17 protein-coding genes are annotated in these 21,757 nt (G+C 51.6%); 2 read left to right on the forward strand and 15 right to left on the reverse strand.

The genetic code is table 11. From position 1 onward, the window contains the following. Positions 1–7 precede the first annotated feature (7 nt). The 14 genes from KNP04_RS04725 to KNP04_RS04790 all read right to left on the reverse strand — a co-directional run bounded on the left by KNP04_RS04725 (position 8) and on the right by KNP04_RS04790 (position 19,193). On the reverse strand, positions 8–1,666 hold the full coding sequence (locus KNP04_RS04725; RefSeq protein WP_214874838.1) for an ROK family protein: 1,659 nt from the start codon (positions 1,664–1,666) through the stop codon (positions 8–10). A 24-nt stretch (positions 1,667–1,690) separates the two neighbouring features. Beyond that, complete coding sequence (locus KNP04_RS04730; protein WP_214874839.1) at positions 1,691–4,183, reverse strand: glycoside hydrolase family 38 N-terminal domain-containing protein; 2,493 nt, start codon at positions 4,181–4,183, stop codon at positions 1,691–1,693. After that, positions 4,180–5,523 carry an FAD-dependent oxidoreductase gene (locus KNP04_RS04735; RefSeq protein ID WP_214874840.1) on the reverse strand — a complete coding sequence of 448 codons (1,344 nt, stop codon included), beginning with the start codon at positions 5,521–5,523 and terminating at the stop codon, positions 4,180–4,182. The genes KNP04_RS04730 and KNP04_RS04735 overlap by 4 nt, the downstream gene beginning before the upstream one ends. A 21-nt stretch (positions 5,524–5,544) precedes the next feature. After that, positions 5,545–6,369 (reverse strand): carbohydrate ABC transporter permease, encoded by an 825-nt coding sequence (locus KNP04_RS04740; RefSeq protein ID WP_026825194.1) that lies wholly within the window; start codon positions 6,367–6,369, stop codon positions 5,545–5,547. 13 nt (positions 6,370–6,382) lie between these two features. Further along, on the reverse strand, positions 6,383–7,318 hold the full coding sequence (locus KNP04_RS04745) for a carbohydrate ABC transporter permease (RefSeq protein ID WP_214736631.1): 936 nt from the start codon (positions 7,316–7,318) through the stop codon (positions 6,383–6,385). Positions 7,319–7,388: 70 nt separating this feature from the next. After that, positions 7,389–8,711 (reverse strand): ABC transporter substrate-binding protein, encoded by a 1,323-nt coding sequence (locus KNP04_RS04750; protein ID WP_214874841.1) that lies wholly within the window; start codon positions 8,709–8,711, stop codon positions 7,389–7,391. Between the two features lie 144 nt (positions 8,712–8,855). Continuing rightward, positions 8,856–11,180 carry a glycoside hydrolase family 10-like protein gene (locus tag KNP04_RS04755; RefSeq protein WP_214874842.1) on the reverse strand — a complete coding sequence of 775 codons (2,325 nt, stop codon included), beginning with the start codon at positions 11,178–11,180 and terminating at the stop codon, positions 8,856–8,858. A 241-nt stretch (positions 11,181–11,421) separates the two neighbouring features. After that, complete coding sequence (locus tag KNP04_RS04760; RefSeq protein ID WP_214874843.1) at positions 11,422–12,372, reverse strand: acetylxylan esterase; 951 nt, start codon at positions 12,370–12,372, stop codon at positions 11,422–11,424. Then, positions 12,359–13,243 (reverse strand): ROK family protein, encoded by an 885-nt coding sequence (locus tag KNP04_RS04765; RefSeq protein ID WP_214874844.1) that lies wholly within the window; start codon positions 13,241–13,243, stop codon positions 12,359–12,361. The genes KNP04_RS04760 and KNP04_RS04765 overlap by 14 nt, the downstream gene beginning before the upstream one ends. A gap of 32 nt (positions 13,244–13,275) precedes the next feature. Further along, positions 13,276–14,214, reverse strand: a complete 939-nt coding sequence (locus KNP04_RS04770; RefSeq protein ID WP_214874845.1) for a type I phosphomannose isomerase catalytic subunit — start codon at positions 14,212–14,214, stop codon at positions 13,276–13,278. Between the two features lie 62 nt (positions 14,215–14,276). Next, on the reverse strand, positions 14,277–14,735 hold the full coding sequence (locus tag KNP04_RS04775) for a PTS sugar transporter subunit IIA (RefSeq protein ID WP_214816677.1): 459 nt from the start codon (positions 14,733–14,735) through the stop codon (positions 14,277–14,279). A 13-nt stretch (positions 14,736–14,748) separates the two neighbouring features. After that, the gene (locus tag KNP04_RS04780) at positions 14,749–16,161 is read right to left on the reverse strand and encodes a PTS fructose transporter subunit IIC (RefSeq protein ID WP_214874846.1); all 1,413 of its coding nucleotides are present in this window, start codon (positions 16,159–16,161) and stop codon (positions 14,749–14,751) included. Positions 16,162–16,257: 96 nt separating this feature from the next. After that, on the reverse strand, positions 16,258–18,048 hold the full coding sequence (locus KNP04_RS04785; RefSeq protein ID WP_214874847.1) for a BglG family transcription antiterminator: 1,791 nt from the start codon (positions 18,046–18,048) through the stop codon (positions 16,258–16,260). 203 nt (positions 18,049–18,251) lie between these two features. Further along, positions 18,252–19,193, reverse strand: a complete 942-nt coding sequence (locus KNP04_RS04790) for a hypothetical protein (protein WP_214874848.1) — start codon at positions 19,191–19,193, stop codon at positions 18,252–18,254. Between the two features lie 468 nt (positions 19,194–19,661). Between KNP04_RS04790 and KNP04_RS04795 the strand changes: the two genes are divergently transcribed. Then, complete coding sequence (locus KNP04_RS04795; protein WP_214874849.1) at positions 19,662–20,114, forward strand: sigma factor; 453 nt, start codon at positions 19,662–19,664, stop codon at positions 20,112–20,114. Positions 20,115–20,119: 5 nt separating this feature from the next. Next, positions 20,120–21,040 (forward strand): tyrosine-type recombinase/integrase, encoded by a 921-nt coding sequence (locus tag KNP04_RS04800; RefSeq protein ID WP_214874850.1) that lies wholly within the window; start codon positions 20,120–20,122, stop codon positions 21,038–21,040. Positions 21,041–21,080: 40 nt separating this feature from the next. Here the strand turns inward: KNP04_RS04800 and KNP04_RS15480 are convergent, their stop codons facing one another. Beyond that, on the reverse strand, positions 21,081–21,242 hold the full coding sequence (locus KNP04_RS15480; protein ID WP_353047913.1) for a lasso peptide biosynthesis protein: 162 nt from the start codon (positions 21,240–21,242) through the stop codon (positions 21,081–21,083). Positions 21,243–21,757 lie beyond the last annotated feature (515 nt).

Consider the following 21,757-nt stretch of genomic DNA (forward strand, 5'->3'; position numbering starts at 1 on the left):
TCACACCTCAAATCGTCTCACTGCTCGGCTCTTCCACCCGAACCGTGTGCGTGATGACATCTAATAGATAAAAGAGGGCCACTTCCCGAATCGAGGTCACGTTCGCGTTTTCTGTCGAGGCGACGGTCAAGCGGATGTCAGAGACAGAGAAGAGCGGTGAATCGCTCTGTGTCGATAGACCGACCGTGACAGCACCGATTCGCTTCGCATGTGTCAATCCGTCGATGACTTCCTCATTGTAGCCATCGCGACTGAGCCCGATGACGAGTGTCTCTGGACGAATCGCTCGTTTCGATAATTGAATCGCTTGCGCGCCCGAGAATCCGTCCGTCATGACGCCAAATTCGAGGAGCTTCGTCTTGATGGCGGGTAAGAGCGGTGACCACTCATCTGTCGCGTATAAGACGACCTGGTTCGTCGATTCAAGCACTTCCTTCAGTCGATTCATCGCTTTTTGGTCGTACAACGACTCGTATTTTTTCATCATCATGAAGTACGCTTCATTGATATCATCGAGCCCATCGATATTCGAGGGACCGTAATAGCGATTGCTGACGGTAGCTTCTTTGGCGAGTAGGCGCAACTTGTTATATGACCCGAATTCGAGCTTTTGACAAAAACGGGTGATCGTCGCTTCCGAAACGTTGATTTGACGAGACATCTCGGTGATCGTCTTGTTTGGAACGGCTTCGAGGTTCTGGATGATAAAGTCGGCGACGAGCTGCTCCCGCTTCGTGAAACGATGATGGTTCGACTCGATGATCGTCGTGATGCTACGGAGCGGTCGCATCGATTCCTGGAGCAAGAAGTGACGAAGCGCCCCAATCATGCCCGCGTTGTTCAAGTTGCGGGCAATCTCGATCGTCGTCTTCTCCAAAATGGCCGGGATGATGTCGGCAGCCAGTTGCTTCATGATGCGAGGATACAGGTAGTCTTTTTGCGCCGTGATTCCGCCACCGATGATGATTTTTTCTGGGTTCATCATATACGTCACCGTCGCGATCCCTTTTGACAAGTAATAGACGAGGCGGTCGATTTCTTCGATGGCGATCGGATTACCCGCATGCGCCATCTCGAACACATCTTTCCCGTTTAGTCCTGTCTGTTCCGTTCTCGCCTCGACACGTTCGATGAGGACGCGCGTCGACGCCAATTCTTCGAACGCATATCCTTCGATCGGGATGTATCCGATCTCGCCGCCACTGAAGCTATGTCCCGTATGGAGCTTGTTGTCGAGAATGTAACTGCCTCCGATTCCTGTTCCGATTGTCAGGCAGAATAAGCTTTTCGCTCCTTTGCCGCTCCCAATCCATGACTCGGCCAGTCCGGCACAGTTCACATCGTTTTCGACCTCGACCGGCAGACTGAACGTCGCCTCTAACGTTTCCTTTAATCGCGTGCCCGTGTAGGCCGGAATCAATTTCGAGGCATAGACAACGACTCCTTCTTTCGAATCGACTTGTCCTGCCGTCGAGATGCAGATGCCTTGTACGTCGTGACGCGTCTGCAAGTCACGGATGAATCCCGTCACCTTCTCTAAGATGTGAGCCCCGCCCTGATTGGCCTCGGTCATACTCTCGTGCTTTTCGATAAAAATCGCATCTTCCGTCAACACACCGTACTTGATAAACGACCCGCCAATGTCGAGCGCTACGAATTTTCTCATCTTTGTCACCTTCTTCGTTAAAGTCTATTTCTCTTCGCTCGTCACCCGGATCGTCACGATGTCTTTCGGTCGGACCGTGAACGTTTCACCCACTCGTTCGATGACGTCTCCTGTTAACGTTACTCTCTCTAATGTTACCTGTTGTGCGAACGTCATGGTAACCGAAACACGTTCCGTCGTCGGATTGAATAGGCGAATCTCACTTACATTCGGTTCAATTCCTGTCACACTCGAGAAGACGCCACCTGTCATCGTGAACCAATGCTTCGGTGCCGTTGCGCGTGTTTGCTGCACAATCGGTCGTCGACGGAAGCTCGTGATGTGTGTCGCCGACTCGTTCTCTCGGTTCAACACAAGTCCGTATTCGAACGTGTCGGTTCGCAGACATTGTGCACCCGGCACTTCAAATCCTGGTCCTGCCCCGTTTCCTCGCGTGCGCAAATCCCGTCGCGACAGCCAGCCGACCGCACGGAGCATCGTCAGCTCCACGACGTCTCGGCCGTCATATGTGCTCACTTCGTATTCTTGCAAACCGCGATGGACGAGGGTGTGCGCATTCGCCTGAACGAACGAATAGGTCGGTGCTTGCGCCATGACGCACTCTTCATTTTTCCCGGCATCAAATCGCTTGTCCCGCATCGTTTTCCGTTCGTTCCAATCAAACGCCGTGTCCGCTGTCGTGACTTCGCACGTTCCGACATCAAAGGCGACACGGAGCTTGTGATCTTGCGCTTTGTTGTCTATCGTCGTCTTGAAGCGGATGAGCGGGTCGTGTTCATAAAGTGTGACCGTCGTCGTGATCGGCATCGTCACCATCTGTTCGCTTCCTGTTTGACGTGAATCATCCAAGGAAGTCGGGACCGTCAACGCATATTCGAGACGCATCGTTTGATGGGCTTGACCACGCTCCACCGTGGCATGGCGTAGCGTCGCTTTCGTCAAACGGTCTTCACGTGGTGGTGAATAGTTATATGTGTCTCCTGCATCGAGACTCGAGTAGAAGACATGCTGTCCTGGATATCGCGTCCCCGTCTCTACATCTGTGATCGTTAAGCCTTGATCGTCCACTTCGACTTTGACGAACGCATTCTCGATAGCATCATCTGTTCGGTCGGGCCGTGCGACTTCTGCTTCAATCCGTTCAATCTCGCACACATAGGCTCCTGCCCCTTCGACCGGTATTGAAAAGACGACGTCATACTCGACATACTCATCGTAATGCGGCTCTGCCAAAATGTGTCGTAGAAACACTTCCTTCTCTTCCCGGCGCAAGACGTCAACCTCAATCGGTCGCCCATTCATGCTGAGTCGGATCTGTCCGAGGTCGAGTCGTTTCGGAATGCGAATCGTCGTTTCCACCGGGAGCGTCCGCTCAATCGGGACGGTCGAGATCACCACGAGTTGATCGTTATACCCTTCACCAAAATACGGTGCCGGATAATGCTTGTCGAGCTGCGTCTGTTCGAACTGTCTCATGGCAGCGAGTGCACGTGCCGTACGTGTCTCCATCTCGTCATGGACGGCATCGATGCTACATCCGCAGATGCTGTCGTGTGGTTGGTTTTGTAAAATCAGTTTCCACACATACTCTCGGAATGAATCATTTCGTGTCTCCGTGCCGAGGAATGCGTTCAAAAATCCGAGTGTGTTGAGCGCTTCATCTTCAATGAGTTGATTGTCCCGCTTCAGATACGTCCTTGTCGAGAGAACACCTGGTAGGATAAAGATTTTCGATGGGTCCCGCTGTTCACCGTGTATCGTGGCGGTCGGACGATGTGTCGCCACCGCGTCCGTGTAATCGGACATGAGTGATTGACGGATCGGCAAATTGATGGCATCGAGCCGATCCTTGATGTCAGGTGCCGTAAACGTATGGTCGGCCCCGTTCATGACAAGGTAATGACCGCTTTTCACGAACGGTTCGTTACATGTCAAATAGTCATCCATCTCTTTTTGAAAGGCCTCGTGCTTTAAGAACGTCTGATAATAGCCTTCGAACAAAGGCAGGACGAACGTCTTGACGTGCGACCCGTTCGGCGCAATCCACGTATTCTCGAATGAATCCGATACGGCGCCACGCCAGAGGATGGCGTGACCGATCCCGAACTGCTCTAGAATCTGTGGCATCTGTCCGATATGTCCGAACGTATCCGGCAAATAGCCGATATCATGTTTCGAACCCAGTTGGCGTGCCATCTTCGTCCCAATCTTCAAGTTTTGAATGAGCGACTCTCCTGCCACTAAAAACTCGTCGGCGAGTAAGTACCACGGTCCGACCTCGATCTTGCCTGCCCGGATCCACTCGACGAGCTGTTCATATTCGTCTGCACTGACCACTTCCCGGTAATCGTCGAGCACGATCGTCTGTCCGTCTAAGAAGAAGTTATCGAATTGTCCAGTCTGAAGCCGGTCGACGACATAGCGTAGCCCTTCCGTCAGTTTGAAGCGGAACGACTCGAACGATTCGTACCATTCCCGGTCCCAATGCGTATGATTCAAGACATGCACTTGTTTCATTGGAGGACCTCCATTCGTTCTCGAATCAACGCACCGTCGAGTTCATTCAGTGTCGTTTTCGTTTTCAATGCGAGTGCGACGGCAAGTCCCGTCGCTTCCCCGACGTCTCGTAGCGTCGGTTGAATCCGAAGGGAAGCTTGCATCAAGAACGTGCTTGAGATGTGTCGTCCGGCGAAGATGACATTCGTCACTTCGTTCACGATGAGGGCACGGTACGGGATCTCATAATATTCACCCGCCGTATATTTCTTCGGTAATGCCTCGTCCCCTTTGACGCGATGCACATCGACGTACCAGTCACCTTTGGCGATCGCGTCATGGAAACGGGCCCGATTCGCATAGTCCGTCTCGGATAACACATACTTCCCTTGAATCCGATACGACTCACGGATGCCGAGCTGTGTCGCTTCTTTTAATAAGAACGCCGACTCAAATCCTGGTAAATGACGGACCAAGAATCGACTGAGACGCTGCATCATCTGTCGCCCGATCCGCACCGCTTCAGAGCGGGCGAACGGGTCGGTCGTATCCGTCAGTCCAGGGATGTGGGGACAATTGAAAGAGAAGACACCCGGTTTGCCCGGTTGTGTGAACCCCTGGAAGTATTTCAGGTCGTCGACCGTGAGTTCGCCTGTTGCCAACCCGTCCCGGAATAACTCCTCGAGCACATGCCCTTTCCCGGGGACCATGACGATTTCGAAGAAGTCCGGGTCCTCGATTTGACAGAACGTTTCGCCGAGTCCGAGTACATAGTCCCGGACACGAGCGAGGTCGACACCACCCATCTCAAAACGGAACGTCATCTGTTGGTTATGTCCGTTCTCATCCCCAGAAGATGTCGGGATGCCCGACACACGGGCGACGATGGCGTCCGCTGAAGCATCGATGACCGTCTGCGTTTGAATCGCGACGAGGCCGGCACATGTCTGGACGATCAGATGAGTGATCGTGTCTTCGTCTTTCAACACATCGATGACGACAGCATCGTATAACACCTGACATCCGACCTGTTCCAACAACTCATCTAGCACTGCAGTGAGCGTTTCGACGTTGAACCATCGACACTTTGTCGTCCCATCATCCGTTTTGACGCCGCGCTCTTCCAGTCGGTCTAAAATATATCGATTGACGCCACGAGGCTGAACGTGTGTCGGCATCATCGGAGAGACAAGCGCGTTCGTCTGCGTCCCCCCGAGTGCGATCGTCTTTTCAATGAGAAGTGTATCAATTCCTTCGTTCGCTGCCGTATAGGCTGCCGTCACGCCAGACGTCCCGCCGCCAACGACGACACACCCGACTTCTCGTACTACTTTGATTTCGTGTCCTGCGTAATGAATCATCTCTTCCGCGTCCTTTCTCTCTTAACCTTTCACGGCGCCATCTGTCGCACCGGAGATAAAGTATTTTTGGAGCGCCATGAATAAAATCAATGTCGGGATCGTCGTCAAGATCGAGGCCGCACTAATCAATTTCAAGTTCGAGCCATCGAAGTTTTGTGACAGTTGCGCCAATCCGATTGAGAGGGTGTACATGCTACTCTCCGTCGAGTTGAGGAGTGGCCACAAGTAGTCACCCCACGTCCCCATGAACGTGAAGATCGCCAACGTGACGAGTGTCGGTTTCACGAGCGGCAACGCCACGCGATACCAGACTTGGAAGCGGTTCGCCCCGTCCAAGTAAGCTGACTCTTCAAGCTCTTTCGGGATACGTAAGTATGCTTGACGCATCAAGTAAATCCCAAACGCTGTCGCCACCTGCATCACGACGAGACCGATGTAGGAGTTGCGTAGACCGAGCTCTCCTGCAAGTTGGAAAAGTGGTGCCATGTACAGTTGAAACGGGACCATCATCGTCGCGATGATGAGCGAGAGGACGACGCCTCTCCCCCGGAAGTCCATCCGTGCGAGCGGATATGCGGCCAAACTACAGAAGAGCAAGTTCAACGGGATGGCGATCGCCGTCACGATGAACGTATTCAAAAAATAGAGACCGAAGTTCGCTTTCGAGAACGAATCGGTGAAGTTCGCGAGTGTCGGGTCTGTCGGATAGACCGTCCCGTAAATGCTTTCCCCTGGCGACTTGAGTGCCATGAACAACGTGATGAGGAACGGTCCGACCGTGATGACCGAAATGAAAATCATCAATAGATACAACATGATTTTTTGTGTCGTTTGTTTACGTTTCATCTTCACTTCTCCTTTATGCCCGTAAATCTTCTTCTCGTGAACTCGTCAACTTCATCTGAAGCAATGAAGCGCCGATTGCGAGAAGGAGCAGGACGACACCAGCGGCGGATGCGATACTGACGTCCAGTGACATGAACTTGTTGTAGATGTACATGACGAGCGTCGTGGTCGCGCCAGCCGGACCGCCACCTGTCGTCAAGGCGATTTCTTCGAACACTTTCATCCCGGCGATGATCGTCATGACCGATACGAGGGTGACAGATGGTGTGAGCATCGGTACGGTGATGCGCCAGAATTTTTGGAAGGCGTTCGCTCCGTCAATCTCGGCAGATTCGTAGACGTCTTTCGAGATCGACTGAAGTCCTGCCAAATAGATGATCATGTAGTAACCTAAACCCTTCCACACGGTGATTGCGGATACCGCGACGAGAGCGGTCGAGCTTTGGACGAGTAAGTTTGTCGGATTGTCAAACAGGCCGAGCGATACGAAGATCGACGAGACCGGACCGCTCTGTGAGTAAAGCATCTTCCACATGAGCGCGGCGACGACCATCGGCGTGACGACCGGCAAGTAATACAAGATGCGGAACGTCGAGACGCCTTTGATGGCCTGATTGACGAGAACTGCTAAAATCATTGGCAAAAAGATATTTAATGGAAGGACGATGATCAAAAATAAAATCGTATTCCATAAGGCAAGCCAGAACGACGTATCTGTAAAAATCTCTTTGAAGTTGGCGAGTCCGACGAACTCTCCAGTCCCCGCAATGATTTTATAGTCCAACAAACTCCAGTGGAACGCCTCGACGATCGGAATGACGAGGAACGTGCCGAGCACAACGATCGATGGGAGTAGGAACAGCCAAGGGGTGAGGAGGTTTTTCTTCTTCCGTCTGACGACCTTCGTTTTCGTGGTCGATACAGGGAGTGCTATATTCTCTTTATTCATCTTCAGGTCTCCTTCCAATAAAACGAGCTGAACCAAAAGAGGGGTCTCCTTTTGATTCAGCTCTCAACGTTTAGAACGTCACGCTCTCTCCAGATTTCTCAAACGCGTCATCCCAAGCTTTCGCAAGTGCTTCTACTGCTTCTTTACCTGACATTTTTCCTTGTAAGTTTTGAACGAAGATGTTCTTCGTCGCTTCACGTAACTCCGCACTGTTCTCTGTCGGTGGGACGAGAACCTCGGCACGTTCGAGTGATTTCGAAGCTTGCATCATCCCGAGCGCTTTCGGTGAGTCGCCCGGATTCGTGAAGTAGTCATCCTCGAGTGACGCTTTCGTCGATGGGAGGACCGTTCCTGCCGTCTTCGCGAATTCGAGCTGGTTGTCGGCGTTCGTGACAAACTCGGCGAATGCGACCGCTGCCTCTTTATTCTTCGTCTTCGCCGGTACGGCGAAGTTCATGACTGCAACGTTGACCGGTGCGTCTGAAGCTTCAAGCGGTTGTCCGGCTTTTGAGACTTCATAGATGTCCGGTGCGCCGCTCTCGACCGGTCCGAGGAATGTGACGCCCCCTTCGAGTAATGACGTGTTGCCTGCCATGTAGAGTTCTTGTCCTGTCTTGATCGATCCTTCAGCCGCTTCTTGCGGGATCAACCCTTCGTCATACATTTTTTGCATCGTCTCGAAATAGTTGATGATGTCCGCATTGTCAGCGAACGTCGCTTTTCCATCTTCGACGATCGGTTCACCCGCGATCGAGACCATCTTCTCCATGATGGCGTTCCCGTCATTGATGACCGGATAGAACGCCGGTTTACCCGTCTTGTCCGTCAACATTTTCGACGCTTCGTAAATGCCCTCTGTCGAAGTCGGAACTTCTTTGATGCCTGCCTGTTCGAAATGATCGCCGTTGTACCAAGAGACGGTCGTCGTCAAGTACCAAGGAAGGGCGTACAGTTTGTCTTCGAACATACCAGACTTGTATGGACCATCCACATAAGCCGTTTTCGCTTCTTCCGACAACATGTCATCGAGTTCGAGCAATCCACCTTGTGCCGCGATGTTCGACATATAGTGTGGGTTCAAGTTGACGACGTCTGGGACGTCACTACCCGTCAACGACGTCAGTACTTTTTGCTCCATCTCATTTTGTGGCACGTCTTCGATGACGACATCCACGTCTGGATGCATCTCTTCAAACTCTTTTTCAATCTCGTCAAAATACGAATCGAATGGCTCCCCTGCGAGTGAGGCCGTCCACATCGTCACCTTCCCCGACAGTTCCCCGTCACTCGATGCTGAACTGCTACTAGACTCTTCATTGCTACAAGCCATCAAGCCGACTGACAAGGCAGCGATCGATGCGCTCGCCGCGAGTTGTTTCGTACGTTTTTTCATCTTTCATTTCCTCCCCGAGATAAAATAGAAAGCGTTTTCACAAATTCATCATATCGTCTTAGAAATCTATTTGCAATACTAAAATCAAAATGAAAATAATTTTCTAAAACAAAACTCGCCCCTTTTCAGAGACGAGTCTAACGGTTAGAACCCTTGACGGTCGATGGCGTATTGTAACCATTGTTTCATGTCAGCCGTTCGTGATTGTAAACGGTCGTATAACACCGGCTCGAGTTGCTTGTTTGTTTTCATGACTTCTAACGACTGGTCGATTCGTTGTACGTCCTCTAGGTTGAGCGATTGTTTTCTCGCTTCCTTCTCAAGACGCTGAATCTCTTTGGCGAGAGCACGACCCGCTTTTTTATCCATCGCTCCTTTTGGCATATACAGGCTGTTCATCTCGCGGCGCGTGTCTTTCAACAAGGCTTCGATGGCGAGGAGCGGCTCTTCCCCCGGGTTGACGGCCGTGTCACGCCAAGGACCTTTCCCTAGCGCATCGACGGATGGGGCGCTCGCTTGACCGAATGCGAACATGTTCACACCCGATGTGCCAAACTTCGCAGACAGGACATCGTCCACCGCCGCTCCCTCGTTCAGGTGGTGATAGAACGAGTAGATTCCAGTGAAGTACATCGTCCCTTCCGGCATCAGCTTCTTACTCGCCTGAACCGTCTTTTGAATGCTATTGAAGTCATGTCCGTATGCTTGTGGGATGACGGCATCGATGTCTTCTTTCCAGTCACTGATATACACTTCTTCTGCTCCTGGTTCTGGCGTCGCCGTCAGCATGAACTTCGCATCGTTTTGTTTGGAGACGTCATGTAACTTGTCGACGAATTCATTCTCTCGTTCGCGCACCCATGCTTGGAACGCCTCCCATTCCGGCGTGTCCTTCTTCAAATCGACCGGGTCGATGCCGCTCACTTGCTCATAGAACGCCCGCGTCGGTTCGCTAAATCCATACGCTTTGTCAAAACCATGATGCGGGAGTCGCATGTAATCGATGTTCAACCCTTTGATGTCGTAAGTCGATTCCATCTCCTCATAGAGCGCGAGCATATAGTCTTGCACTTCAGGCTGCATGATATCTAGCCAATAATAGCGGCTCGACGTGTCCGGCGCCGGCTGTCCGGTCGTATTCGTCCGTTGTACGGCCGCCCATTCCGGATACTGTTTGAACTGAGATGGGACACCGAGGCTCGCTTCCCCGACCATGAATCCATCTGTCCATGCGTGAACCGTCATGCCTCGCTCTTTCGCTTCCGCGATATAGGCGGCGAGAATGTCGGTGCCGTGCTCGCCGAAATCACCGTTTTTGAAGTTCGGGTGCTGGGTGGGAAGTCCATACTGTTCCTGGACCGCACTCGGATAGATCGGGTATCCCCAGAAGGTCGTCTCGAGATAGACCGCATTGAACCCGGCCTTTTCCATTCGATCTAAGACGGTCTCGACGCCTGCTAACGTCGATTCTTTCGGACGATGCCACACCGCACGCTGCTCGGCGACACCGGAGTCGATAGAGTAATAATAGGCATCATACGCACGCTGCGTCGCTTGTCTTACCGCGTCTAGTGCGATGACCGGGTCTGACTCCCCATCCGCCTGATTTAAATATGTCCTAGCGGAACGGAGCGCCTCTTCCGCCAAGTCGAGCGGGACGTCAATCCATTCCGAACGCGCTTTTGCAATCGACTGTTCAGCCTTCTCGATTGCTTTCTCACTTTGGAACGCATAGCTGTCCACGTCCTGTGTGATTGTGACAACCCCGTCCGTCACGTCGACTTTCGCCCCGATGATGCTGTTCCCTGAGAGGAATGCCGAGCTGACACCGTGGCCACTGACGACGAATCCGTTATCTGGGATGCTTGAATTCCCGCCCCCAAGCTTCGTCACATAGCCATTCTCGACCGTGATCTCATAGCCATATACGTTCGTCTTCGTCGACTCCCCGAATGCAGGCGTATAAACGATCATCTGGTCCGGCCCACGGAATCCATCGAACGGTGCTCCGTCCGGGTTCGACGTTCGCGTCGGATCGACGGCATTCGCCCTGCGTTCTTCTTGTTTGACGACCGGCTCCTCGAGCATGACGCGCTCCCCGACTTCGAGCTGACGCAAGAACGAAGCGACCGCTTCCGTCGTGTCTTTCCCAGTCGACAGGACGAGACCGTTCTCTGGGATTGGACTGTTCCCGCCTCGTTTCTCCGCTACCGTGTACGTATTGATTCCGACTTTTTCGAGCACGACTTCCGTACTCGCCGGGTTCGTCTCCGTGTAGTAGCTGAACTGATCGTTGAAGATGATGAGTTGCTGCTGGTTCGCAAGTTTGTTGATGCCCCCGACACGCATCTCGTCACCAGAGGCATCGATGACTTTCATCACCTCTTCAGCTGCCGCTCCTTGCATCGGTAATAAACTTCCCAACAATGTGAGGCTAAGTGCCGTACCGACTACGTTACGTTTATTCATCCCATTCACTCCCTCTTCTAAAAAAGTAACCGCTTACAAAAACAACATAGCATAGAGAGTGATAGGTAAAAATAATCATTTTACTTTTATGGAATTTATTGAAAATAATTTTCATTTTAAGAATAGAGCTTCCCGTCTTACGTTTGTCTGCATGAATGACTAGTTCCTTCGTCCCAATACGTCAATGAAGTCTGACTTGTTCACCCAGAATGAAAAAAACTCCGTCAAAATGACGGAGTACTCACAATAACGGGGCGATGAACTTCAGTTTTTCTTCCTCGTGGCGGCTCGAGAGGCCGTGTCCATATTCCGGATAGACACGGAACGCCTTCTCACCGGAAAGTTCACGGAATAGCGCATACCCTGTCGACGGAGGGCAGACCTCATCTAAGAGACCAATCCCGACCATGACGGGACAGGTGATACGTCTCGCAAAATTGATCCCGTCGACATAACGAAGCGTGTCGTACAATCTCGCTTCCGCCTCGTGAAGAGGATCGTGTACTTTGAAGTAATGCGAGATTTCTAAGTACGGACCGTCCGTCGCGAGTTCGACCCCTCGCGGCATATCACAAAGGAATGGGATATCAACCAATGCGGCCTTCACTTTCGGATGTAAGGCGCTGACTCCGAGGGCGATGCCGCCACCCTGGCTCCCCCCTTCGACAATCGCTGATTTTGCACCTGACAGCATGAGGGCGACATCGAGCGCTCGGACCGCGTCCAGCATGACCCGCGTATAATAATACGTCTCTTTCTTGAAAATCCCTCGCGTCATCCATCCGGCGGCACCACCCAAAGGCATGAGCAACGACTGCTCCGGGTCCATTCCTTGGTCACGTGTCTCGACGAGCAGCACGGCCATCCCTTGTACGACATATTTCATGGCGATGTGAGGCTCGTGAGTATTCCAGTTGTAACCGTGATAGAGGACGACGACGGGAAGCGAGCAATCAATCGTTGTCGGTTTGATGAACGTCGCCTTATGTACGAGCGCCCCATGCGACAAATAACGTATGTCTTCCATCTCGACGTTTCGGACGTAAGCGGGGATTGGATTCCGTTCGATCTGCATCGGAATCTCTCGTAACGTCTCGAGTTCTTGTTCCCAGAATCGATCAAAGTCGTCCGGCATCGTGACACTCGAGCGGTAAGCCTCTAACTCACGGACCGACACATCAACGCCCGGCATGGACGACATCCCCTTTCTTGATGGCGAGGGCGAGTGCTCCTTTTAATCCGGCGAAATCACCGAGTGTCGGTGGGACGATATACGTCTCCAGCTCATTCACATACGGATTTTGAATATAGCCGTTCATCTTCTGTCGAAACGCTTCACGCACTTTCGGGAACAGGTGCGACTGCTTCATGACACCACCCCCGAGAATCATCCGCTCCGGTGCGAGAATCAGGGCGATGTTGACGAGCGCCTGTGCCAAATAATCCGCCTCGATGTCCCACGCCAGGTCGCTTGGGTCGAGCAAGTGCGCCTTCTTGCCATGTCTCGCCTCGATGGCTGGACCTGATGCCAATCCTTCAAGACAGTCTCCGTGATACGGGCAGACGCCGTTCGATAGATCATCCGGGTGACGACGGACCATCATGTGCCCCATCTCCGGATGTCCCATCCCGTGGACGAGTTCCCCGTCAATCACGGCACCCGCTCCGATTCCGGTACCGACCGTCATGTAGAGACAACTCGAGACGTCCGTCGCCCCACCAAACGTCATCTCCCCAAATGCCGCCCCGTTAACGTCGGTATCGAGCACGATCGGGACTTGAAAGTGTGCCTTCAACACGTCATAGAGCGGGTAGTTCGCCCACTTTATTTTCGGTGTCGTCGTGATGCATCCATACGTTTCACTCGATGGATTCAAGTCGACCGGACCGAACGTGCCGACACCGAGCGCTTCAATCGTTTCTCCTTCAAAGAACTCGAACACGCTTGCCATCGTCTCTTCCGGGTCCGTCGTCGGGATGGACGCGTGACGGATGACGTCCCCTGTCTCCGTCCCGATGCCACAGACGATTTTCGTCCCCCCTAATTCAATCGCTCCAAACATATGTAGCTCCCCTTTCCAGTGTGGTGTCCTACTCACTTCAAATTGCAATCGCTTACAATTAACTCCATGCTACCCGCCACGACGCGCGGTTTGTCGCTCACCGTCACGACGAGATGGTCGCCCTTCTCGAGCGGGACCCCGTCCAACGACCCTTCTCCGTTCAATACACTGATGAGACGGAAGCGGTCCAGTGGTCTGAGCACGAACCCATCTGTGACGTCCATCCGATAGACGTTGAACTCGTCCGTCTCGATCAATGTTTGAACCGTCCCACCCGTCACGTCTTTCGTCTTCGGATGGACGATTTTTGGCGAATCCGGTACCGTCGTCACTTCAATCGCTTGATCGAGATGGAGCTCACGGGTATTCCCTTCGTCGTCTGTCCGGTCAAAGTCATATACCCGATACGTCGTGTCTGAAGACTGTTGCGTCTCGAGGATGACGATTCCTTCCCCGATTGCATGGATCGTCCCGCTCGGAACGAAAATGAAATCGCCCGCCCTCACCGGTTGACGACGCAACAACGTGTCCCACTCACCGTGCGCGATTGCCTCGGCCAACTGTTCTTTCGTCTCCGCCGTATGCCCGAGAATCAATTCCGCGCCCGGCTCGGCCTCGACGACGTACCAACATTCCGTCTTCCCATATGGTTCTCCTTCTAGACGCATCGCTTCCTCATCGTTTGGGTGGACCTGGACGGAAAGGTCGTCCGCCGCATCGAGCAGTTTGACGAGGAGCGGGAAACTGTCGAGCGTGTACGCGCCAAACAACTCGCGCTTCTCTTCCCATAGTTCAGCGAGCGTGAGCCCTGCAAACTGGCCGGAAGTGACGACGCTCATCCCGTTCGGATGGGCCGAGATGCCCCAACACTCGCCGATGTTTCCTTGCGGTAGATCATACTCGAACGTTGTCTCGAGCTTACGCCCTCCCCAAAGTCGTTCCTGAAAGACTGGTGTGCATGTTAAGATCATGATTCATTCCCCCATTTCTGTGTCTACACCAAGAGGACGCTCTCCGTGAGCGCCCTACAGGTTTACGCATGTACCGTTTCAAGTTGTGCCATAACATCCTCGACCGTCGTCGCCTCTTGAAGATGACGGCGAAACTCATCATCGATGAGACGCCGGCTCAAGAGGGCGAGCATCCGTAAATGTTCGTCCCCTTCTGCCGCCTCTGGGACCCCGATCATGAAAATCAGCTTGGCCGGTTCCCCGTCGAGACTGTCCCACTCGATGCCGTTCCGTGCTTTTGCGAACGCGATGACAGGACGTTTGACAGCATCCGTTTTTCCATGTGGAATGGCGACTTCGAAGCCGATCCCGGTCGAACTGAGCGCTTCCCGACGCTCCAACGCCTCCAAGTACGACAACCGGTCGTTCAAATAGCCGGCACCTTCCAATTTACGCGTCAACACATCGAACGCTTCTTCCCGTGAAGTGACATCCAAATCCAGTTCGATCAGTGACGTTTCCATGTAATCCATCAGTTTCATCTCGATCTCTCCCTTAGCTGACTTGTTTCAAGGCTTCTGATTTTGTATTTTTCCGTTGGGCACGCTCTTTCAAGAAGATGGTCGTAAACGCCGTAATGAGCGAACCGATGAGTACCGACACGAAGAACATAATGACGTTGTCGACAGCACCGAGCACCGCCACGACCGGTCCCCCATGAGGAACATTGTTCGTCACACCGACCGTGATGGCGATGGCCGCACCGACCATGGCTCCGATCATATTGGCCGGGATGACACGTAGTGGGTCACCCGCCGCAAATGGGATGGCCCCTTCCGTGATGCCGACTAGCCCCATCATGAAGGCCGCCTTTCCTGCCTCTTGCTCTTCTTTCACGAATAGTTTTTTACGAAGGAATGTCGCGATGCCCATCCCGAGCGGTGGGATACAGATGGCGACCGCAATCGCCCCCATGATGCCCGTCTGTCCTTCGGCAATCATCGATGCTCCGAATAGGAAGGCGACTTTATTGACCGGTCCTCCCATATCGAAGGCGATCATGGCACCGAGCAACAGACCGAGCACGATCTTACTTGACCCTTCCATCCCTTGAAGCATGGACGTCAAACCGTCCATGAGTCCGGCAATCGGTGCGCCGACGACGAAGATGAAGAGTGCCGCGATGGCGACCATGCTGACGATTGGAATGACGAGAATCGGCATGATCGGTTGAATCATCTGTGGAACTTTCCACGTTTTGATCCAACGGACGAGATATCCGGCTGCGAAACCTGCCAAGATTCCCCCGAGGAACCCGGCCCCTGCTTCTGACCCATAAAAGCTACCGTTCGCCGCGATGTATCCACCAACGATACCCGGTGCGAGTGCCGGACGGTCGGCGATAGCATAGGCGATATATCCGGCAAGAATCGGTACCATGAACATGAAGGAAGCGGACCCGACATCTAGCACCTTCTGCCAGACCGACCCTTCCGGAATGGCTAACCCATTCGCGGTCGGTTCCCCTCCGATGGCGAGTGCCAAGGCGATCAATAGACCTCCGACTACAACGAACGGGATCATATGACTCACACCGTTCATGAGCGCCCGATAGACGATGTTTCCGTCTTTTTCTTTCTTGACGTCCTTCGTTGCTCCTTTTTGGGTCGGAGCGGTCTTGACGCGTTCAATCAGTTCTGCCGGTTGCTTGATTGCTTCGGCGACCGGGACAACGACGATGCGCTTCCCAGCGAAACGGTCCAAATCGACCGCCTTGTCTGCGGCGATGATGACACCGTCCGCCTCTTTAATCTCCTGTTCGGTCAATCCGTTCTCGATCCCGATTGACCCGTGCGTTTCCACTTTCACGTCATGTCCGAGCTCCGCACCCGTCTTTGACAACTTTTCAGCGGCCATGTACGTATGGGCGATGCCGACCGGACAAGCGGTGATGGCAACAATCTTCATAGTGGTTTCCCCTTTCAAATGGAATGGATCCGTGCTTGGGTACATGTATACTTTACTCGAATATGAAAGGGGTTTCAGATAACGTTTTGCCGTTGACTACGGCAACAGCAGATCACGGAAGGCACGCGGGTCTTTCGACTCGACTAATTCTCGGACGAGCTTCGGATTTTCCGTCAATGCGGCAATCTCCTCAAACAGATGGGTCGAGAAGGTTTGGTCCGAATCCCGGAATTGAAGGAGAAAGATGAGACGGACCTGTTCGTCCCCCCATGCGATCGGTGTCCGCGACACGAGCACGTCGATTCGGTTCGTCGTCGCGAGCTCCGGGTCCCCGTGTGGAATGGCGACACTCTGCCCGATCGAGGTTGAACCGTTCCGTTCACGATTGTATACGCTTTTAGAATAGCGTTCATCAATATGTGCCGCTTCCATCAGTACGTGTAAGGCATGACCGCGTGACAAAACGTCATCGACGAATTGAACGTGTCCGACGAGTGAGGCGATGGTCGCGTACGTGTTCCCGTTCACCCCGATCAGCTGTCTCAATTGTTGCACGTCCTGTTCGGTCAAGACGGCGGATACGACATGGACCGGAGTCTCCCGTTCTCCTAGCTGGACCGTTGATACGATCAAGTCTGGCTGATGCCGTTCGATCTGTTTCTCGAGCTCACGCAGCGACGAATACCCAACGATGTGAATGGCGTCGTGAAACTGGTTGTGGAGTCGTGCCGCAATCAATTTACTCGTCCCCATCCCGTATGTACACACGAGAAGAATCCGTTTTTTCTCCTGGCGTCGACGTTCTTCGAGCATCGTCTGAAAATGGAGCGTCAAGAATCCGACTTCATCCTCCGTGACATACAGGTCGAGCTCGCTCTCTAGGATCGAGGCATGTCGCAAGACGGCAGCGTAAGTGGCCGTGAAGCGACGTTTGATTTGATCGAGGAGCGGGTTTTCTACATACGCCTTGATTAGTTGGCGATACACCATCGGCCGGATGTGGGCGAGGAGCGACCGATATAACTCCCGCTGTAAGGCACCCCCATAAATTGTCCCGTTCACGGCGAGAGCGAACCGATTGGCGGCTCGTGCGACTTCTATCGTCACATCGTCTTCGGACGGATTGAACTCTTGCGCGCCCGATAGCGCCAGCATGAAGTAAGCCCGCTCTTCTGTCGGGATCTTCATCCCGAGCGATTGCTCCAACGTATCCATCCGGCGCATCAGTGTATCAAACCCGCGTGTCGCACGTGCCATCTCGAGCCCTGATGGTGATAAGGTCACGTAGGCGCGGCGTCGCATCCGTTTGAGCGACACGAGCAAGCGTGCCTGCAAGAGTTCGGACGCCGTATCGGAATATTGTTTGTCGACCTCTCGTTCCCAATCCGTTAGGAACGTTTCAATGAGTCTCACGTCTTGCGCATGTGCCTGAGGTGAACGCGTCTTCACTAACAACTGGGTCAACCATTCCCGCCTGACGAGCTCTTCCCCATCGACGCGACAATGTCGGCGATCAAACGTGAAGTGTGCGTCCTTCAGCATCTGTTCGATCGTATCGATGTCTTGTTTGACCGTCGCCTCACTGATATAGAAGGTGCTGGCGATGGCGGCAAGTGACGCAATCTCGTCAAACAAGAGTCGGATGAGGATTTGTTCGACGCGCCCCTCATCGTGCTCCGCCTCCTGCTTCGGGACGTAATGGTTCTCAAGGAGACGCACCCCTTTCCCCCGACTCGTCTCGATCTGCACGTCGGACAGTTTCTCGAGCGCACGCAGCTCGGTCCGGACCGTTCGTTCCGAGCAATGGAGCGCCCAAGCGATATCCTTCGTCGACATCCATTCTTTATGTTGTAACAACGCGAGTAGCTTTTGCTGTCGTTCCGTCATTATGCATTCCACCTTTGACAGTTTTCCACCAAAAGCATAGCACAAGTATTTCAGACGCCAAGACATTTCTTTGACGATGTGAATCTCAAGGACGAGTCATTCCTAATCCATTTTTCGTGACTTCTCGTAGTTCAGAACATAAAAAAACGCAAGAACAGGAGGGTGTTTCACCTCCACATTCTTGCGTGTATCGATTGGCTACGTCATTGTTTTACGAAAGTCATTGCCTCCATGGAGGGAATCGTGATTTGATGCCCTGCCACAGACTCATATGTTTCACTGCCGGTCATTCGTCCTTGTAAAGTCACGACATCATCTTCATATAACCCATCTGTTCCCAGGGCGCTATAGTAATCCACATAAACCACATCATTGACGCCGACGTCTAAACGTAGGTATGCATGGTAGTTCAGCATGCCTTCAAGACTTTCACGGCTTTCATGAATCTCTAAAACCGTTCCCGTAAATTCGACGCGTTCCCCTTCAAACTTACTCGGATTTTTATCAATCTCTCGATAATCAACTTTCGTGAACGAGTTCTGAATCTCATCAAGCGAATGAGCATTTTCTAAAGAGATACTCTCATCATAAAAATAAATCCAACGTTCAACCTCTTCATCTCGGTCAAAGAATGAGTACTCAGTGGGCTGTTCCTCAGAAAATTCGGCATTCGGGTAGATGGCCAAGAAATCTTCTTCTGTTTCAATCTGTTGGTAAAAACTTGGGTTTTTCGTCTCTGACATCGGGATGACTACTCGTAAATAATACGTTCCTGATGGTAACTTATAGGTTCCAAATTCTTGGTCCGTTATGTTGTATGAGATTTTGCCATCTTTTACAATCGTATGCACTTCTCTCATCAAATTAGTCGTATAGTTCCCGTAGTTATCATACTGATCTCCTGAAGGAAATCCCGGATTGATCCCAATGATGACCTCTGTTTGATCAGGTAATCCCGTATCATATTCAATCAATAAATCATTCTGTTCTTTATCGTACTCAAATGTCGCAAGCGACAAATCAAAGCTCGTCTCACCTAATTCAACAACTGTTTCCTGCGTCTGCATAGACGTATCCGAAGTGCTCGTGGCACAACCACTCAAGACAAGCACACATGCCAGCAACACCATGAAAAATTTATTCAAACCAAAAACCCTCACCATCTTTTTATTATTTCAGAAAAACTGTATATCTCTCCTTTGTCACCTTAACTTTTTTCACCTTTTTTTACAATAGAAGCAAATCGTTTTTTGTAATTAGTTTTCCAAATCATTCAAGATGTTTTAATTGTCTCAATTATCGTCAGGAAAATGAGGATCTCACTTCATAAATGATCTATGGGTAGGACGGAAAGTCTCATTTTTTCATCTGTTCCAAATGATCACATCGAATGATTCACCTGGTTAATACAACGCTAACAGGAAAGAAACGCTATTCTTCTCCTTTCTGTCGTTGTTACACCAATGCCTAACGCCTCTGTCACCTTAATCCCCATGTTATCGGAGATATCCCCTGGGCTTATGTGTGATAAGGGCGGTCGCTAGGCGGGGGGAATAGCGTTTATACTCGCTTCAACCTAGGAATACGAAAGAGCGCTCGGAAAAGAATTGACGATGAAAACGATTGACGAACAAATTGCAGAATGGGAGCCGATGATCTATTACGTCATCCGCCACTTGAACATCCACTCGAACGAGCAGGACGACTGTGTCCAAATTGCACGCATCGCCCTATGGGAAGCCTTGAATCGAGGCTGTACGCTATCGAAGACGTACTGCTTCCAGCGCATCCGTGGGGCGATCCTGAATCATCAGCAAAAGAACGCGCGGCACTTGAAACATGAGGTCGTCGCCGAACGGATCCCTGAGCAATGCATGACATCCGAGCGCCATCTGTTTGACTGGCTCGACGAACAGCGAAAGAACCTATCCCCACGCCACTTCGAACTTCTCTGTCACCTGATTGACGGCACGGAACAGACGCTCGACTACTCCGCAAGCCGATTGCGGGCGTATAAGGCCGACGTTCAACGTGAGTTGCGAGAAGAGTTGTATTCGAAGGAGTGAAAACAATGGAACCGATTCAAATCAAAGAAGCGATCACGCATTACTTGGAAGATGTAGAGATTCGGCAACAACGCTCACCCGAGACGGTGAAGACGTATCGGAACACGTTGCGTCGATTCGAACAGATGATGCAGCAGTCTAACGTGATTTTCTTAAAAGACGTGGATGAAACTGACCACGCGTTCCCTTATCGAGACAAACTAGTAGATGAAGAGCTTGCGTCCAACACGATTAAAAAATATGTGAGTGTACTCAAGTCGTTCATGTCCTACTCGGTCAAACGAGGATGGATCACATATAATCCGTTCGTATTCGTCAACGTACCCGGTGCCGAAGCAAAACGAGAATATGTGACTTTAAATCGGGAACAGGTGAATCAGCTACTGCACCATGCACACAATGCGACATTGTATAACATTTTTTTGATTGGCTGCGATGCGGGCTTCCGAATCAGTGAGACATTAGATTTAAAACTCGAGGACGTATCGTTTGAGTCGAACGACATCATCATTCGACATGGGAAAGGGAATAAAATGCGGGAAGTGCCGATGACCAATCGTATCCGAAAATCGTTGGAGCGTTATATTCAGGTCGAGCGGCCAAAATCAGATAAGGACTCGGGATACTTGTTCATCATGCCAAGCGGCACAAAAGTCCGCGCGAACTATGTGAATGAATATCTCTTGGAAGTATCAGAGGAGCAGCTCGGATTCGGAATAACGAGCCACGTCCTCCGTCACAGCTTCGCAACGGAGCTCTATAACGCCGATGTCAAAGTCACAAAGATCAGTCGATTACTCGGTCATGCATCGACCGAGACGACCGAGTTGTATCTGCACATCTCGAAAGAACAGAATCAAGAGACGATCGAAGTGTTGAATGAGAAGAATCGGGAGGTGCACAATTTTTTGAAGACTAAGAAATAATGAACCAAAAGAGCGAACATCCATCATAGAGTGTTCGCTCTCATCTATAAAATGTTTGTGTCACGCGGAAAGATTCATGTCCCTTCTCACCAGTGACAAATTTTCCTCCTGACATGGTCCAAGAATGAGCGATTAATACCCCTTGTTCGTCTCGTTTCACGCCCAAATATGTACTCGAAGAAATTCGTCGAATCCCGAGCATCCATGCCCTATGCGAAAGTATTGCTTGTCCATGGTTTGTGTAATCACCGCTGTTAAAATGGTTCTTCCTCACTTTTGATGAAGTCCGTCTTCGAGAATTAGTGCACTAAAAGGGTTGAAGAGATTCAAGATGTTGAGCGAGTTTTTTTCCAGCACTAAAAATAGCCGACGTGAAACCGTTGTGATGAAGCATATCGGTTCGTTTGTCATGGAAGAGAATCTTGTGCACACTGCCCGCATTACACTAATAGCTCACCCAGTGTTCATAGCAAATACATCAGAACATTGAAAGATGAGTGTGTATTAGGGATGGATGTACAGCAGTACGAGTTCGGGCGAGACGTTTCTTCTGTGACGTCCCTGCCTGGTCCACACGTATCTTCACCGGATAACATAAAAAGTATGGGACAATCGTCTGCGACTTGGAGACCACACGCCAAATTGCTTCGCTTTCCTCTAAGGATGCCGACACCGGCTGTGCCTGGACTCGTTTACATCCTACACTCCAGGTCGTGG

The sequence above is a fragment of the Exiguobacterium sp. CH10 genome, from assembly GCF_018617635.1.
GTDB lineage: Bacteria > Bacillota > Bacilli > Exiguobacteriales > Exiguobacteriaceae > Exiguobacterium > Exiguobacterium aestuarii_A.